This is a genomic window from Bradyrhizobium cajani (genome assembly GCF_009759665.1).
GTDB classification, from domain to species: domain Bacteria; phylum Pseudomonadota; class Alphaproteobacteria; order Rhizobiales; family Xanthobacteraceae; genus Bradyrhizobium; species Bradyrhizobium cajani.
Window position 1 is genome coordinate 14,065 of sequence record NZ_WQNE01000036.1, and the last position, 16,994, is coordinate 31,058.

Genomic DNA, 16,994 nt, shown 5'->3' on the forward strand with positions numbered 1-16,994 from the left:
TTCATGGAGCGAAGATCGTGTCTCGTCCCCGTGCTGCAAAGGAGGAGCTTGCCGTCGAGGCTGCAACGGAGGTCTTCTCGCGCTACGGCTACGCCCGCACGACGATGGGTGACATCGCCGCGCAGGCCGGGATCTCGCGGCCGGCGCTCTATTTGCTCTTCCCCGACAAGGACGCCGTGTTCGCGGCGGCGATTCGAAGAATGGACGAGCAAAAGCATCGCGAAATTCAGGCCGCCGTCGCGCGGCTGGACGGACTTCACGCCAAGCTGCTCCACGCCTGCAAATCCTGGGGATCCCACGGCTTCGATCTGATCGAGGCGCATCCCGATTCGGCAGATCTCTTCGACCTGCGCTTCCCCGCGGTCCGGAAGGTCTACGACAATTTCCAGGCTGTGGTCGCCGACCTCATCCGCGAGCAGGTGCGGTCCGCAAGCATCACTGACGAGCCTGAGGTGCTGGCGCGATGCCTGGTCTTTGGCATGCGAGGACTGCGCGAGACCGCCAGGAACGGCAAGGACATGAGACGCCTGATCGCGGTTCAGGTTACCATGCTCATCAGAAGCATCGGTGGACACACCTGAGACTGCGCCGATCGAAAAATCGACGACGTGCGCCGATCCTGCTTGATTGCGCCACGATTCGCGGCTCCAATCCGCTCGCCATCTTTTTGGTTTGAGGAGACACCCATGATGAAGCGGATTTTCCTGGCTGCGATCGTTGCCACCTTCGCGGCGGGCTCGGCCTTCGCGGAGGACACCTGCGAGAGCAAGGCCGTCGGCAAGGACGGCAAGCCGCTGGCCGGCGCCGCCAAGACCTCGTTCCTGAAGAAGTGCAAGCAAGACGCCTGCGCGCCCAAGGCCGTCGGCTCCGACGGCAAGCCGCTCGCCGGCGCCGCCAAGAACAGCTTCATGAAGAAGTGCGAGGTCAGCGCGTAAGGCGCGCGACGATTTTGCGGCCTCCTTAGCGAACAGTCCTTCCACGAACTCGTCATGCCCGGGCTTGTCCCGGGCATCCACGTTCTTGTTTCCGGCCAAAGAGAACGTGGATGGCCGGGACAAGCCCGGCCATGACGGCGAGCCTTACTCCCGCTTGAACCGATATCTCTCGATCTAGTTGTAGCCCGGATGGAGCGAAGCGTAATCCGGGACAGACCATCGGCGTCGCACGACCGCTCGTGTGGCACGAATCCCGGATTGCGCTGCGCTCCATCCGGGCTACGGAGTTCACCGCAGTTCTGTAGCCGGATGGAGCGAAGCGCAATCCGGGGAAAGCCTCGATATGGTTCGCTATCGACGAAACTTCGTCCCCGGCGGGACTTTCTTTTTCACCGTGACGCTGGATGATCGAAGATCGTCCGCGTTGGTCGATCATGTGGACAAGCTACGCACCGCATTTCGCGTCACGCGCGCCGAACGACCATTCACGATCGATGCCATCGTCATCCTGCCCGACCACCTTCATGTCATCATGACACTGCCGGAAGATGACTCAGACTTCTCGGGTCGATGGAAGCGACTCAAAGGCCTCTTCACCCATCAACTTGCCGCTTCCGGTGTACCGATCTCTGGCAATGGTCGAGGTGAATTCGCTCTGTGGCAGAGGAGGTTTTGGGAGCATACGATACGCGACGAGACCGATTTCGAGCGCTGTACCGACTACATCCATTACAACCCGGTGAAGCACGGCCTGGTCGCATCGCCGATCGACTGGCCGCACTCGTCGCTCCACCGCTACGTTCGTGCCGGCGTGCTGCCCGCCGATTGGGGTGGCGCCGGTGAGATCACCGGCAACTTCGGAGAACGCGGAGACTGATCCCGGATTACGCTTACGCTCCATCCGGGCTACCGCGACGCACTCCGCTTCCCCCTCGAAGCCCGGATGGAGCGAAGCGTAATCCGGGACAGACCATCCGCATCGCACGAGTGCCCGTGTGGCACCGAACCCGGATTACGCTATCGCTCCATCCGGGCTAGCCGCTCCCTACGACCGCAACCCCGGCGCTTCCTGTCCCGTGCGCGCGACATATTCCGTGTAGCCGCCGCCATACTGGTGGATGCCCTCCGGCGTCAGCTCCAGCACGCGGTTCGACAGCGTCGCCAGGAAGTGGCGATCGTGGGAGACGAACAGCATGGTGCCCTCGAAATCCGACAGCGCCGTGATCAGCATCTCCTTGGTGGCGAGGTCGAGATGGTTGGTCGGCTCGTCCAGCACCAAAAAGTTCGGCGGGTCGAACAGCATCTTCGCCATCACCAGGCGCGCCTTCTCGCCGCCCGACAGCACGCGGCAGCGCTTCTCGACGTCGTCGCCGGAGAAGCCGAAGCAGCCGGCGAGCGCGCGCAGGGATCCCTGCCCCGCGGTCGGAAACTGGTCTTCCAGCGACTGGAACACGGTTCGTTCGCCGTCGAGCAGGTCCATCGCATGCTGGGCGAAATAGCCCATCTTGACGCTGCCCCCCAGCGCCACCGTGCCCTGATCCGGCTCGCTCGCACCGGCAATGAGCTTGAGCAGCGTCGACTTGCCGGCGCCGTTGACGCCCATCACGCACCAGCGCTCGCGGCGGCGGATCATGAAGTCGAGCCCGTCATAGATGCGCTTGGCGCCATAGCCCTTGTGGACGTTCTTGAGCGCGACGACGTCCTCGCCCGAGCGCGGCGCCGGCGGGAAGTCGAACGCCACCGTCTGGCGGCGGCGCGGCGGCTCGACCCGCTCGATCTTGTCGAGCTTCTTGACCCGGCTCTGCACCTGGGCCGCGTGCGAAGCGCGCGCCTTGAAGCGCTCGATGAACTTGATCTCCTTGGCGAGCATGGCCTGCTGGCGCTCGAACTGCGCCTGCTGCTGCTTCTCGTTCTGCGCCCGCTGCTGCTCGTAGAATTCGTAGTCGCCGGTGTAGGTGGTGAGCGAGCCGCTATCGATCTCGATCACCTTGGAGATCACGCGATTGATGAACTCGCGGTCATGCGAGGTCATCAAGAGCGTGCCTTCATAGCCGTGCAAAAATTTCTCCAGCCAGATCAGGCTTTCCAGATCGAGATGGTTGCTCGGCTCGTCGAGCAGCATGACGTCGGGACGCATCAAAAGAATACGAGCCAGCGCGACGCGCATCTTCCAGCCGCCGGAGAGCTTGCCGACGTCGCCCTCCATCATCTCCTGGCTGAAGCCGAGGCCGTTGAGCGCCTCGCGCGCGCGGCCGTCCAGCGCGTAGCCGTCGAGCTCCTCGAAACGGTGCTGCACCTCGCCATAGCGCGCGATGATCTCCTCCATCGCGTCGGCCTTATCAGGGTCGGCCATCGCAGCCTCGAGCTCGCGCAGCTCGGCCGCGACCTCGCTCACCGGCCCCGCGCCATCCATCACTTCGGCAACCGCGCTGCGGCCACTCATCTCGCCGACGTCCTGGCTGAAATAGCCGATGGTGATGCCGCGATCGGTCGAGACCTGGCCCTCATCGGGCAGTTCCTGGCCGGCGATCATGCGGAACAGCGTGGTCTTGCCGGCGCCGTTCGGGCCGACGAGGCCGATCTTCTCACCCTTGTTGAGGGCGGCGGAAGCTTCGATGAAAAGGATCTGGTGGCCGGCTTGCTTGCTGACGTTGTCGAGGCGGATCATGGGGTCTTTGGGGGATTTTTGCGTTGCAGCGTCATAGGCCATGCCGACGGCCAGGGGAAGCCCGGCCGCACCCGGATTTCGCCCCGCCGGACGCCAAATTCCTGCAATCCGCCCTGAGGCTTAGGGTTTGTAGACCTCCACGGTCTGCATCATGCCCATCTCCTCGTGGTTCATCATGTGGCAGTGGAGCATGAACACGCCGGTGAAATCGAGGAAGCGGGATCGGAACACGACCTGCCCGCCCTTGCGCTCGACGATCACGGAATCCCGCCATTCCGGCGTCGCCAGCGGCTTGCCGTTGACCGAGACCACCTGGAACGGATTGGTGTGGATATGGAAGACGTGGTCGTCATGCTCATGCGTGTTGACGATCGTCCACTCCTCGACCGCCCCGAGCTTGACCCGATGATCGATGCGGGCGGGGTCGAACTTCTTGCCGTCGATGAAGAAGCCGAACTCCTGCCAATGGCCGGCGGCGTCGGCCTCCGGCGCGGTCGCCGACAGCACCACCTTGCGGCGGTTGGTGATCTCGGTGTCCTTGATGGACGCGAGCGGCGCCGGGGGCAGTGCGCGCGGTAGCTTCATGTCCATCGGCGCGCCCGACACCACGACCCGCGCCAGCGGGCCGACCGGCGACGGATGGCCCTGGTCATAGGGCGCGGCGTTGAACCCATAGGTGCCGGGGCCGCCTGCCTTGACCAGGATGTCCGCGCGCTGGCCCGGCGCGATCAGGAGCTGCTTCAGCGGCTGCACGGCACCGAGCTGGATGCCGTCATAGGCGATCGCGTGCAGCTCGTGCTTCTCGAGGTCGAGCAGCATGTCGTCCTGATAGGCGGCATTGAGGATGCGCCAGCGCTGCACCTCGCCGGGGCGCATCTCGATGACGGGCCGCCGCTGGCCGTTGATCGCGAGGAAACGCGTCGCCGTCTCCGGGAACAGCGTCTCGAAATTCTCGATCATGCCGCTCGCATCGAACACCACCTGGCTCAGGACCAGCAGCCGCTCGCGCGCGGCCACGATCTCCGGCACGTCGGCGAAATCGCCCTCGACGATGACGGCGCCCACCATGCCGCTCGACATCTGGATGTCGGCGCTGCCGTGGTGGTGCGGGTGATACCAGTAGGTGCCGCGCGTGTGGTCGGCCGGCAGCGCGATCTCGATATTGTAGCTGTGGCCGGGCGCCATCGAGCGCATCACGTTGTCGGCGATCCCGCTCGGGCTCGCATGCGCGCCGTGAAAATGGAAATTGGTGTTGTTGAACTGATGCGGGTGGCTGATGTCGGCGGGCAGCCCGTCGCGGTTCGGCGGCAGGTCGTTGATCATCTTGATCCGCAGGGTCTCGCCGGGCTTCATGCGCAGGGTCGGACCGGGGCTGCCGCCCTCGTAGGACCTGACATAGAGCCTGACCCCGCCGATCTGGCGATAGGCGTAGCCGACGCGCAAGGTCGTGCTCAGTACGCCGTCGACGGACCGCCGCACCTCGGGCTCAACCAGCGGCTGATCCATCGCCGGAACCGGCGGTTCCGGCACCATGCCCATCGTCGGCGACATGTCCGCGGTGTGCGAAGCGCCCGCGTGGTTGTGCATCGCATGCTGGGCCGTCGCGGTGCCCGCCATCAGCGACAGCGCGCCGGCCGCACCGAGCAATTGGCGCCGCGACAGTGTGGTCGTGCCGGTCACGAAGCTGGCCGAAGATCCATCGCTCGGATCGTGCTGCATCTGAGTTCCCCAACCCCTTGTTGACGCCATTCGTCTTTCAATTTGATTCGACTGCAAGGCAAGTGAAATCGATTTCTCAATCCGGGCACGAACGCAAGCACCACCTTCATCGGATGTAAACGCCCCTGCGGTTTCTATGCCCGCATGACGAATCATGACAGCTTCAGGCCAGCGTTGGCGCGTACCAATCAGGCACCGATGCCGTCAGCATCGTAGCCCTCACAGCCCTGTACAAGGATCAGATCATGCGGCCTTCGCGACGCGCGTTCGTGAAGTGGTTGTCGGCGGGAGGCATTTCAGTCAGCCTGTCGCATCTCGGATTGGCGAAGGAAGCTCCTTTCGCGTCGCACGAGACGCTCCCGGGACGCGGCAATTTCAATCCCGCGACGATGGGCGCAGGCCGCGTCGACGGCGTCGCCAAGGTCACAGGCGCAAAGCTCTACGCGTCCGATTTCCGCGCCAACGACCTGCCCGGCTGGCCGCAGATCACCTCGCATGCGATCCTGGTGCGCGCCAATGACGCCACACATGTCTACACCGGGCTGGACCTCGCCCGCCTGAAGGGCGCGCTGAAGCCGTCCGTCGTGGTCACCGCCGCCGATCTCGATCGCATCGGCACGCAGGTTCCCGAGTTCTACGCCGGCGACCTGTTCTGCCCGCTCGGCAAGACGCCGCTCTACCTGGGGCAGCCGGTCGCGCTGCTGATCTTCGGGACATTCGACGCCTTCGACCAGGCGCGGCTCGCCCTGCGCGACGGCACCTTCGTCAAGTTCGGCGAGGAAACCGGCCCGGTGATCGTGCCCGATTACGGCGCCTACCGTTTCACGCGCGTGGCGGGCCCCTCGCCCGACAAGCCCGACGTCTATTCGCCGATCCAGGCCGGCTGGGTCTCGCCCAAGAAGGTGCAGAGCGCCGCGCTGCCGGTGTGGTCGCCGCTCGCGAAGGACATGCCGCCCGATTACGCCAGGGCCGCGAAACATGGCGAGCAGATCCGGGCCGAGCTTGCCGCGGACGATGCTTCGCTGCTGGTGCTCGATCGCGAGTTCGAGACGCAGTCGGTCGACCCGATGTTCCTGGAGCCGGAATGCGGGCTCGCCTGGTACAACAACAAGGGCGGCAATCTCGAGCTCGTGCTCGGCGTGCAGTCGCCCTATGAGGCCGCCGAGTCGCTCGCGCATCTCCTGGCCAAGGCCCGCGCGCCCTACAAGCCGTCGCAGATCAACGCGCAATTCGCTCATGTCGGCGGCGGCTTCGGCGGCCGCGATCACACGCCGTTCATCCTCTATGTCGCGCTGGCCGCGCTGTTCTTCCCCGGTAAGCCGGTGCGGCTGGCGCATGACCGCTACCAGCAGTTTCAGGGCGGCATCAAGCGCCACCCGATCAAGATGCGCTCGCGCATCGGCATCGACCGCGCAACCGGGGTCATCAAGGCCTTCGCCGCCGATCACGTGCTCGACGGCGGCGGCCTCGCCAACTTCTCCGCCAACGTTGCCGTGGTCGCCGCTACCGGCGCGATCGGCATCTATGACATTCCCAAGGTCGACGTCACCACGGTCGCGATGCACTCGCGCGGCGTGACCGCGGGCTCGATGCGCGGCTACGGCACGCTGCAAACCATGACCGCGCTCGAAGTGCTGATCGACGAAGCCGCCGGCGAGCTCAAGCTCGATCCGATCGAATTCCGCCGTCGCAATGCCCTGAAGCAGAACGGCCGGACCATGACCGGCAATCCCTACATCGTTTCGGTGCGCACGCCGGAAATCCTCGACAAGCTCGAAAAGCATCCGATCTGGCAGCAGCGCGCGCAGTTCCGGCAGGCGTCCTCGGACAGGCTGGTCGGCACCGGCGTTGCCTGCGTGACCAAGGATTACGGCTCCGGCGCGGACTGCTCGCTCGGGCGCGTCGAGCTCGGCGCCGACGGCAGGATCGCGATCTTCTGCGATCACGTCGAGATGGGCAACGGCATCGGCACCGCGCTGGCGAACCGCGTCGCCGCGCATCTCGGCGCGATCGCCGACGAAGTCTCGGTCGCCCGCGTCGACAGCTACGACATGCTCGGTCTCGTCACCTCGGGCGATCCCTACACCATGGACCAGAAGACCCAGGACGCCGCGGCGAGGAATCCGCGTTGGGTACCGTCGATCAGCTCGGCGACGTCGGCCTCGATCGGCGCCCATGTCGGCACGCATTCCTCGGCGGAGGCCGCCCGCGTCATCTTCCGTTTCGGCCTGTGGCCCGCGGCGCTGGAGCTATGGCGCATCCCGAAGATCGACCCGCGCGCCCGGCAATGGGCAACCGCGCGGTGGGAGAATGGGCAGCTCGTGATGCCCGGCCTCGAACCGCTGGCGCTGCCTGCGCTTGCCGCAACCGCTCATGCGCGCGGCTTCGTCACCGGCGCGGTCGCCCACAGCTTCTCCCGCTGGGCCTGGTCGCGGGCGCGCTTCGCCCTGCCCGGCGAGCAATATCGCGCCGACATCGACGCGCTGGCGATCCGCCGCGGCAACGGCAAGTTCGAGCGGATCAACCGGACCAGCGTCAAGTTTCCGCCGACGGACAACAACCGGATCGGCACCGCCTACACCTCGATGTGCGGCACGGTCGTCCGCGTCGAGATCGAGCGCGCGACCGGAGCCTTGCGCATCGCCAAGGCCTACAGCGTGTTCGAATGCGGCACCGCGCTCGTGCCCGAGGTCGTGATCGGCCAGTCCCATGGCGGCTTTGCCATGGGCGTCGGCTACGCGCTGCTGGAAACCCTGCCGCCGTTCGAAGGCGGCCCCGGCAATGGCGAGTGGAATCTCGGACGCTACCTGATCGCGCGCGGCTCCGACCTGCCCTTGCGCGATCTCGAAATCGAGATGCTCAAGCCGCTGACGCCGGACGAGGCACCGAAGGGCATGGCCGAAGTCGTCATGATCCCGATCGTGCCGGCGCTGATCAATGCGATTCACGATGCCACCGGCCACCGCTTCCGCGCGCTGCCGGTCACCGCAAACCTATTGAAGGGAGTGCTCGCGTGACGACCCTCAGCCTCACCATCAACGGCCGCAAGCACGGTCCGATGGACGTCCGCGACGACCTCTCGATGAACGATTTCCTGCGCGAGATGCTCGGCATGACCGGCACGAAGTTCGGCTGCGGCGCCGCGCAATGCCTGAGCTGCGCCATCATCGTCGAAGAGCCCGACGGCACCAGCTACACCAGCCCGACCTGCGTCGCGCCCGCCGTGAATTTCGACGGCAAGTCGATCCGCACCGTCGAGGGTCACGCCCGGGATGGCCAGCTCTCGGCCCTGCAAAAAGCCTTCATCGATCATTTCGCCTTCCAGTGCGGCTACTGCACCGCCGGCTTCCTCAACGAAGGCCAGGTGCTGCTCGAACGTCTGGCGCGCGCGCCGGTGCCGCGCGAGGCGCTGGAGCAGACCATCGCGGATGCGCTCGATGGTCATCTCTGCCGCTGCACCGGCTACATCAAGTATCACGAGGCGGTGCGCGACGTGATCCTTGCCGATTCAAATCGCTATCTCATCGCGACCAAGTGAGCGGCCAATGATCTCCGACGCGCGGTTCAAGATGGTTGCCGTGATCGCGGCGCTCGCCGGCAGTCTCGGCGCGGGCTACGCTGCCTCGGACACGGCGAGCCACGCGCTGGCTTCACCCGAGAGCTTCGCCGGCATCGCCGACACCGAGAAGCGCTCGGCCGCGATCTTCACCGAGCTCGGCAAGGTGCTGACGCATCCGCGCTGCACCAACTGCCACCCGGCCGGCGACAGCCCGCGCCAGGGCGACAATCCGCGCCTGCACCAGCCGCCGGTCACGCGCGGCGCCGACGGTCACGGCGTGGTGGCGATGCGCTGCCACAGCTGCCACCAGAAGGCCAATTTCGAGCCCGGCCGCGTCCCCGGTCATCCCGAATGGCACCTCGCGCCGCGCGAGATGGCGTGGGAGGGCAAGACCATCGGCGAAATTTGCGAGCAGATCAGGGATCCCGCGCGCAACGGCGGGCGCAAGGTGGACGAGCTGATCGATCACATCGGCAAGGACACGCTGGTGGGCTGGGCCTGGAAGCCCGGCTTCGGCCGTTCGCCGGTGCCGGGCACGCAGGCGCAAGCCGGCGCGCTGGTCGAAGCCTGGGTGAAGACCGGAGCCGCCTGTCCCGCGCCGTGACGAGGCACCAGGCGAGGACTTCTAAACATCGGCCTCCGCTTCCAAGGGCAAAGCGGAAGTCGTTTCGCTTGGTCGTCGTCGACGGCTTGTGACCCCGTTGCGGAAATCGTGCCTGCTGGTGAGCAGTCGATGTCTGTGTCGCAAACAATTCAGTGCCGCGAGAGATCCTTTGCCATAAGAACCAGGTCGTAATAGCGGCCAGCTTGCTTCAGAGCGTTCTTCTCGACGCCGTACTCCAGGAAGCCCAATCTCGCGTAAAGATTCCGCGCCTGTTCATTGTCCACCACCACGCTGAGCTGGATCAGCTCAACTTGCTGTTGGGCGTGATTGCATACCTCTTCGACCAACCGTCGACCGACCTTGGCATTCCTTGCGGCGGGTCGAACGTACATTCCCCAAAGCGCGCCTTTGTGAGCTTCTTTCCGGCCCTGTTGGACAGCAAAGCCAACAATGCCGACGAGCTCTGTGTCGCGGAACGCGCCGAGCACTGTAGAATTGCCGAGCCGATCCGAGAACAAACTCAGCGGCTGAGCATCTTCAACCTCGAAGGTGCTACCGAACGCTTCCGGGTTGGCTTGGAGAGCCTCCAGTCGAATGTCTCGATAGAGGACCGCGTCCTCCCGTGCGAGGCGACGTATCTCAAAGTCGTCGTCGGTCATTCTTCGGCTTCACCAGCAGGCAAGAAATATTCCTAAAGCATGATCCGGAAAAGTGCGGCGGTTTTCCCTCGCGACAAACGCGGAACGCGTTTGCGCGGAGATCATGCTCAAACAACAACCTAAAGCGCGATGACGATTCATCCTAATCTCATCGCGCTTTAGTTTGTGAGTTGCACGAGATAACTTCTGCGACACCGCAAATCCAGAGAAGCTCGACTTCTGATTTTGGCCCGGAGACGACCCAAGCTCCGGCCGCTCTTATGCCTGCTGTCGGTGGTAAATCGGACGTGAGACCGCGCTCGCCGAGCGGCACGCTGTTCGCAATCCTTACTCCGACAAAAGAGTTATGTAGTCACAATGTAGGACTGTTGGTCTTGCATCCCCATCCAAGAGCACTGTAACGCCGCTGGTGCGCCGGCTGAGTTCGACAATCGTGCCGGTTTCGTGAGCCAAGTCCGGGCATCGAAGCGCGCCAAGCTTGCTTATTTTGAAACGGGCGCCGACGGCAAATCTGCCTGCTTCACGAGCAATCATTTCAGAATCCGAATTAATGAAAAAAGCATGATTTAAGGTGACCATTATAGCGCAATCTGCAAATTACGCAACCTAAGGTGCGTATCAGGGAGCGCGCTCGGATGTGAGCTCCGCGACCGTGCTATTCTGAGTGCCGGACCATCGTGCACGTCGAATGCGGGAGGTCGGCTATTGGCCCGCAGCGACGAACCGTTAGGCCATCGCAACGTCGTCTCTCGGGCACAGATCGGACACGAAAAGGCTCGTGCCGGACCGACGCTCGTGACCTCGTTCTAATGCCCCTCATGAGACTCAGCGCGAGCCATTCCGGGTTTGACCCGAAGCCGACCTATGTCGTCTCTCTACCTGCTCGGACTGACGCGATGATGATCCCAACGATCGCACTTAAGTCGGCTTGTGGCCCATCAGCGAAGTGGCAGCCCGCCTAACTGAAGTCCGCTGAGCGAGGTATGCCGGACTAGATTTGCTCAGGTTGAGTTCTTCGCGTTTTGCCCCAAAGCGGAAGTCGTCCAAAGATCAGGCGTCTTTTCAGGACGCACGGGATCGTATACTCTTTGAATAGCTGTCGTCGCAGGCGGGAAAATGCCGAATTCCTCGCAGGATTGAACAGACAGCAATCGTGCCATCGGCAAGCATTGCACTCAAATCACCGACTTCCTTTTTTCGCCGGTCCTTCAGCATTCGCATCCTAACGCGAGTGCGCGTAAGCGCGACTGAATGCCATTTGAGTCCTGAAAGCGCGGCCCCAGAGCGGTGCCTGCGAGAGAGGAGAATCTCCATGGCTGACCACCCCACCATTTCAACTGAATCGAACCTGGCATCGCCGGCCCTGCCGACAACCACGGTCACTCGCCGCTCGCTGCTCGGCAGCGCGGGCATCGCGGCTGGTGCAGCCGTGCTTGCGTCTCCACCGAGTATGCTCGGGACTACTGCGGCGTCGGCCCAGCCTGTGAGCACGGACCCGAGACCGCTCGACGCGGCGTTCAAGCGTCGCGCCTTCGACATCCGAGAAGAATGCGCGCGCAACAACGACAAAATTCCGATCGCGCCACATCCGACGAATGGCGACGAGGCGCGCTATACCAATAAGATCGGTTCCGATTCACGCGGCCTGCCGCACGACAAACGCGGCGAAGTGGAACAAGTGGCATGGCAGGCGCTCTATGCCGCTTGCCAATCGGGCGATCCCGCTGATTTCGAAAAAGTCCCGCTCGGCGGCACGCGCAAACTGATCAATCCCATCGGCACGCAAGCCGTCAGTCTCACCGGCATGAATCCCACCCAGATTGCGATTCCGTCGGCACCAGCCCTCGCAAGCGCGGAGCGCGGCGGCGAGGCGGTCGAGGTCTATTGGCAATCTCTGCTTCGTGACGTTCCGCTTACCGAGTTGCGCGACGACACCTCCAATCGCGACGTCCTTGCAGCAACCGAGGAACTCAACAAGCTCGCCGATTTCCGCGGGCCGAAGTCTGGTGGGCGGGTCACACCGGGTACGCTGTTCCGTGCCAATGCGCTTTATTTCGACCCGACTGACCCAAAGGGCCGCTCGGTCACGCCTCCAGGCGTTTTGGACGGCCCGCTCGTCTCGCAATTCCTGCTCCGGGACGTGCCTTATGCCCCACAGTGGATCAGCGCTCAGATCCGCACCGTATTGCCGGCCAACGATTTCCTGACCGACTATGATGAGTGGCTGGCGACCCAGAACGGCGCCGCAGCGAAACGCCGGTTGCAATTCGACGCGACACCGCGATACATCGCGACAGGACGAGATCTCGCGGAGTATGTCCGCGCCGGTCCCGCACTCGGGTGGGCGGCAGCGCAGATGCTTGCAACGCCTGGCGGTGGAACGGACCAACGGTACTCCGGGATGTATCCACTGGCGGAGCCCGTGTCCTACCCGTCCAACCCGTATCGGAAATCGAAAACACAGGGACCTGCAGGTGCCACCTTCGGGTTGGCCCATGTGCAGGCACTACTCACCACGGGGATCAGCAACTCCGTCCGCGCGTCCTACTGGCAGAAGTATTTTGTGCACCGGTCCGTGCGACCGGAAGCCTACGGCGGTCTGGCGCACCATCGCCTCGCGAACGGTGTGAGCGACTACCCACTGCATGATAGCTTCCTGAAATCGGAAGCCCTCGATCGCAGCAAAGCCAAATCCGGCACCTATCTTTTGTCGCAAACCTATCCGGACGGCGCGCCCTTCCACTCCACCTATCCCGGCGGTGCCACGGGCGTCGGCGCCGTCACAGCTACCATATTGAAGGCGTTTTTCGACGAAAGCCGCGTCATCGCCAATCCGGTACAGCCCGATCCGGCCGACCCGACGAGGCTCGTGCCCTATACCGGGCCGCCACTGACGGTTGGTGGAGAGTTGAACAAGCTCGCGGTGAATTACGGTTTCGGACGGAATTGGGCGGGCATCCACTGGCGTTCCGACGCTTCGGCCTCAATGGCGATCGGCGAAGAAGTGGCTATCGGCATGCTGCGGGACGAGCGCATGACCCTGCGCGAACCTTTCGACGGCTTCTCCTTCACGCGCTTCGACGGCAGCCGCGTGACGATCTGACAGCAGCCGGGCGACGCCCCTGCCGTGGGGCGCCGCCCCGGTCATTGAGACGCAGCTTCGGACATTATTATTTGCCCATTCTCACTGGCCGCCTCGTCGCAAAGTGCTAGCCTTTGGGCATAGACCGGCGTTTCCTCCGCGGTGCTCAATGAGACGACGCGAGTTCATGGGGCTGATCGGTGGCGCGGCAGCGACGTGGCCGCTCGGCGCGCGTGCGCAGCAACCGGCAAGGCGGGTCTACAAGGTAGGTTATCTCGCGAGCGCGTCGCGGGAGCAGACACTTCGTAATGTTAGAGCCTTCGAGGCCGGCCTGCGGAGCCTTGGCTATCGCGTCGGCGAGAATGTCGTCATCGAGTACCGTTTTGCCGACGGAGACATGGGACGGCTGGCGGCGCTTGCCACAGAGGTGGCCGGGCTCGGCGTGGACGTCATCGTTTCCGGAACCAATGCGACCACGGTTGCGGCCATGAAAGCGACCCGGACGACCCCGATCGTGATGGCCAACAGTGCCGAACCGGTCAGTGCAGGATTTGTCGCCAGTCTGGCGCGACCGGGCGGCAATGTCACTGGGTTCAGCTCGGAGCCCGGCGATGAGATCAACGGCAAGCGGCTCGAATTTCTGAAGGACACTCTGCCGAACCTCTCGCGTGCGGGCATCCTGTGGAATCCGGACTTTGCGCCCAATCAGGACCGGCTGACGTCGCTGCGGGAAGCTGCCAAAACACTGGGGTTGACGCTTGTCCCGGCCGAAGCGCGCGGCCCGGACATACTTGAACAAGCGTTCGCGACAATGGAGAGTGAGCGAGCGCAGGTGCTCGTCGTGCTGAGCGATGGAGTGCTGTTCAACCATCGCGGCCTGATTGGCGCCATGGCCGTCCGAAATCGGCTGCCTGCAATCTCTGCGGTGAGAGAATATGCGGAAGCAGGCTTCCTCTTGAGCTACGGCACTGACTTGCCAGATCAGTTTCGTCGGTCTGCGACCCTTGTCGACAAGATTTTCAAGGGTACGAAACCTGGCGATCTGCCGGTCGAACGGCCGACCAAGTACGAACTTGTTATAAACCTCCGAACCGCCAAAGCACTCGGCATCAACATGCCACCGGCCCTTCTGACGCGGGCCGACGTAGTGATCGAGTAGGCACTCTGACGTTGCTTATTGGCCCAAGGCCGAAGAACGTCCATCCATCATCATGTCGCCTGTCTGGGGCAAACCGGACACCGAGCCGCACTCGCCTTGAGCGCCGCTTGTGACCCGAAGCGTTCATTGCCCAGTCCCTTGGCGCAACTTCGATGAACTGCCACACCAACGAGAGGTGTGATATCCTGGCATTTCCTAAGGCTCGGAGCGTATCCCCGACTGAGAGTCGTGAACAAGCTTTGGCAGGCCCGTGATGGCACCGGCCCGTGCAGCGACCCTAACACTACTTGTGGCGTTTACCGCGACGCGCGCATACGCCGCTGACATTCGTTATCTGGCTCCCCCCGGGGTCGCTGCGAACGAGTTTCCCTCACCTCGGCGCCCTGTTGCGCAGATTGTCAGCCCACGCCGCGCTGCCGAGGAGCACCGCGACGCTCTGGATGAGGCCGGTCAAATCGCCCGTCTGCTTGAATTGAAGCCGGGCATGACCGTTGGCGACATTGGTGCAGGCAATGGCTACCACACGGTCAGGCTTTCGTACCTCGTCGGGCCCGCCGGCTCAGTTGTTGCTCAGGACGTCACGCGAGATTTCCTCGTCGAGCTCGCCAAGCGAACCGAACTCATGAAGTTGACGAACATCCGATTCGCGCTCGGCGAAGCGCACGACCCACGCCTGCCCGCCTCCTCGCTGGACGCCGCAATCCTTGTGCACATGTATCACGAGATAGCCCAACCCTATGCTTTCCTCTACAATCTCGTGCCCGCCTTGAAGCGGGGAGCGCGCGTCGGAATTGTCGATCTTGAGCTTCCGACGTCAAAACATGGCACGCCAATTGAGCTTTTGCGTTGCGAACTCGCGGCCGTCGGATATCGTGCGGTCGTCACATATGAGCTAGCAGGGGACGGCGGATATCTGGCGGTGTTTTCTCCGCCGGAGGGGGCGGCTCGAAAATCCCCCCGGGATATCGTGGCTTGTCGGGATCGTGCTGGCAGGCGCTGACCACTTGATGAACGCCGGCAACCGCCAAGCCCCCGCTTGACCCATTGCCGACCTCATCGACCGTTCCCCTAGTTTGTTCTGACGGGTGTCCTGAACTCGACATTGAACCGAAACCGACCTGGGATATTCTGCCTGTCCATGAAAGAGATGCTGGCCCATCTAGAACTGCTCCGCGTGCAAATCGCCGAGTGCGAGCGCCTTCAACAGACAGCAAAGAGCCAGCTTAAGCGCGACGTCTATGCGCGGGTGCTCTCTCGCTACAAGGCAATCGCAAGAGAGCTGGAGCAGGCGATAGCGTGCCTGCCCGACTTTAGGCCCGCGCGTCGGCCACAAAGGCAAGATGAGGAAAAGTGAGCCCTCGTTCGCGCCTTTTAGGTTGCGTTGCCACTTTTTCCCGCCTAGATTGCTATGCTGAGATACCCACTATGGTGGCGAGCAAGATGAGTAATGACCAAATCGCTACGGCCGCCATCGTCGCAGTTGGCGCCCTCAATGCGGTGCTCGCGGCGATAGCCCTTCTGTCTTTCTGAGCACCCGTAATTTAGTGACAAGAGGCCGCCTCGGTTGGCAGCCTCTTTCGACGGGCGGATGCTTTGCATCGCCTCCCCGCTGACGACTGCCGCTTCTGGCCCATCAGCGAAGTTGCGGCCCAAATCATTGAGGTCCGCTCCGTGAGGATGGCGGACGAGATTTGCTCTGGTTGAGTCCTTCGCATTAGCGCGAGCTGCTTTTCCGCGCTTAGGACCCCGGCGGCTCTTCGCTCGGTCCTGCTGGATCGTTGTGAATCGTGACGCCCGCCGAACGCAAGCCGGTCAGCAATACAGTTCTCACAAAGGCAGGATCGAATCCAATGTCCTTGGCGTTTGGTGGATGCGCCTCGCTGCCCTTCAATCGGAGCGCCAGGTGCAATTGTTCGCAAAGGTGCTGAACGACGAGGTTGACCTGATCGTCAGTCATGATCTGCTTTTCCTGCTAGCATTTGCCGTCCGACTAAAGCGCGATGAGATTGAGATGAATCTTCATCGCGCTTTAGGTTGTTGTTTGAGCATGATCTTTTCGGAAAACCGCTGCGCACTTTTCCGGATCATGCTTTAGGTAGCACACATGAAGACAGGACGGTACGCGATTGGACCGCACCGGGGTCAACGCCCTATGAGCGGGAGTCCAAAATCGTCCGCCGATCGCGGCGGTGCGTTGTTCTGATCGCGGCGGCGGCCCCACCAACGCGGTTGCACATGGCGAGGCCGCCTGCGCTCCGGGCCGGGGCTGGTGCTTATGCCCGGAGGCCGCTCAACTGTACGCCCGTCGTCGAAGAATGATGACAACCCGAAAGAGGCACCCCTTTGGGATGCTAAGCGAGGCCCGGAAAACGAAAGGGGCCGCTTTTCAGCGACCCCTTGCCGGTTGAAATCTTGTTCGGGATGAAATGCCAGCCCCGGCATCGACTACCTTAGAGGCGGCGCTGCAATAAGGGGATTCCGTACAAATACTGAACGCGGCACTGTTCCAATTAGGACAGCACCGCGCCCCTATCTGAACTTTTGTAACTTCGCAACCGATCCGAAATGGGTCTATTGTTCCAATATCACCGGCTGAGGCTCTGCCTGTA

Annotated in this window: 14 protein-coding genes; 10 read left to right on the forward strand and 4 right to left on the reverse strand. The window is 63.0% G+C overall.

Annotated features, from left to right (window positions below; translation table 11 throughout):
* The first annotated feature begins 17 nt into the window (after positions 1-17).
* The 3 genes from GPL20_RS31600 to GPL20_RS31610 all read left to right on the forward strand — a co-directional run bounded on the left by GPL20_RS31600 (position 18) and on the right by GPL20_RS31610 (position 1,812).
* A complete protein-coding gene (locus GPL20_RS31600) occupies positions 18-581 on the forward strand; it encodes a TetR/AcrR family transcriptional regulator (RefSeq protein WP_254125246.1) in 564 nt (187 codons plus the stop codon).
* 105 nt (positions 582-686) lie between these two features.
* Positions 687-935, forward strand: coding sequence for a hypothetical protein (locus tag GPL20_RS31605; RefSeq protein ID WP_157335154.1), 249 nt, complete (start codon positions 687-689; stop codon positions 933-935).
* Between the two features lie 343 nt (positions 936-1,278).
* Positions 1,279-1,812 (forward strand): REP-associated tyrosine transposase, encoded by a 534-nt coding sequence (locus tag GPL20_RS31610; protein WP_157335156.1) that lies wholly within the window; start codon positions 1,279-1,281, stop codon positions 1,810-1,812.
* 168 nt (positions 1,813-1,980) lie between these two features.
* On the opposite strand, the gene GPL20_RS31615 is transcribed toward GPL20_RS31610, so the two are convergent.
* Together GPL20_RS31615 and GPL20_RS31620 are read right to left on the reverse strand one after the other, a co-directional pair.
* Positions 1,981-3,603, reverse strand: a complete 1,623-nt coding sequence (locus GPL20_RS31615; protein ID WP_157335158.1) for an ABC-F family ATP-binding cassette domain-containing protein — start codon at positions 3,601-3,603, stop codon at positions 1,981-1,983.
* Positions 3,604-3,723: 120 nt separating this feature from the next.
* On the reverse strand, positions 3,724-5,322 hold the full coding sequence (locus GPL20_RS31620; protein ID WP_157335160.1) for a multicopper oxidase family protein: 1,599 nt from the start codon (positions 5,320-5,322) through the stop codon (positions 3,724-3,726).
* Between the two features lie 245 nt (positions 5,323-5,567).
* On the opposite strand from GPL20_RS31620, the gene GPL20_RS31625 reads away from it, so the two are divergent.
* The 3 genes from GPL20_RS31625 to GPL20_RS31635 are packed head-to-tail and all read left to right on the forward strand — an operon-like array spanning position 5,568 to position 9,485.
* A complete protein-coding gene (locus tag GPL20_RS31625; RefSeq protein WP_157335162.1) occupies positions 5,568-8,339 on the forward strand; it encodes a xanthine dehydrogenase family protein molybdopterin-binding subunit in 2,772 nt (923 codons plus the stop codon).
* Entirely contained in the window at positions 8,336-8,860 is a 525-nt protein-coding gene (locus tag GPL20_RS31630; protein ID WP_254125244.1) for a (2Fe-2S)-binding protein, read from the forward strand. Before GPL20_RS31625 ends, GPL20_RS31630 begins: the two co-directional genes overlap by 4 nt.
* Before the next feature lie 7 nt (positions 8,861-8,867).
* Positions 8,868-9,485, forward strand: coding sequence for an Isoquinoline 1-oxidoreductase subunit (locus GPL20_RS31635; RefSeq protein WP_157335164.1), 618 nt, complete (start codon positions 8,868-8,870; stop codon positions 9,483-9,485).
* A 149-nt stretch (positions 9,486-9,634) separates the two neighbouring features.
* Here GPL20_RS31635 and GPL20_RS31640 read toward each other — a convergent pair whose 3' ends face one another.
* On the reverse strand, positions 9,635-10,144 hold the full coding sequence (locus tag GPL20_RS31640; protein ID WP_157335166.1) for a GNAT family N-acetyltransferase: 510 nt from the start codon (positions 10,142-10,144) through the stop codon (positions 9,635-9,637).
* A 1,312-nt stretch (positions 10,145-11,456) separates the two neighbouring features.
* Between GPL20_RS31640 and GPL20_RS31645 the strand changes: the two genes are divergently transcribed.
* The 4 genes from GPL20_RS31645 to GPL20_RS31660 all read left to right on the forward strand — a co-directional run bounded on the left by GPL20_RS31645 (position 11,457) and on the right by GPL20_RS31660 (position 15,739).
* Positions 11,457-13,247, forward strand: coding sequence for a vanadium-dependent haloperoxidase (locus GPL20_RS31645; protein ID WP_157335168.1), 1,791 nt, complete (start codon positions 11,457-11,459; stop codon positions 13,245-13,247).
* Between the two features lie 166 nt (positions 13,248-13,413).
* The gene (locus GPL20_RS31650; protein WP_157335170.1) at positions 13,414-14,385 is read left to right on the forward strand and encodes an ABC transporter substrate-binding protein; all 972 of its coding nucleotides are present in this window, start codon (positions 13,414-13,416) and stop codon (positions 14,383-14,385) included.
* A gap of 253 nt (positions 14,386-14,638) precedes the next feature.
* Complete coding sequence (locus tag GPL20_RS31655) at positions 14,639-15,385, forward strand: class I SAM-dependent methyltransferase (protein WP_157335172.1); 747 nt, start codon at positions 14,639-14,641, stop codon at positions 15,383-15,385.
* 138 nt (positions 15,386-15,523) lie between these two features.
* The gene (locus GPL20_RS31660; protein WP_157335174.1) at positions 15,524-15,739 is read left to right on the forward strand and encodes a hypothetical protein; all 216 of its coding nucleotides are present in this window, start codon (positions 15,524-15,526) and stop codon (positions 15,737-15,739) included.
* Between the two features lie 384 nt (positions 15,740-16,123).
* On the opposite strand, the gene GPL20_RS31665 is transcribed toward GPL20_RS31660, so the two are convergent.
* Positions 16,124-16,342 carry a hypothetical protein gene (locus GPL20_RS31665; protein WP_157335176.1) on the reverse strand — a complete coding sequence of 73 codons (219 nt, stop codon included), beginning with the start codon at positions 16,340-16,342 and terminating at the stop codon, positions 16,124-16,126.
* Between the last annotated feature and the right edge of the window lie 652 nt (positions 16,343-16,994).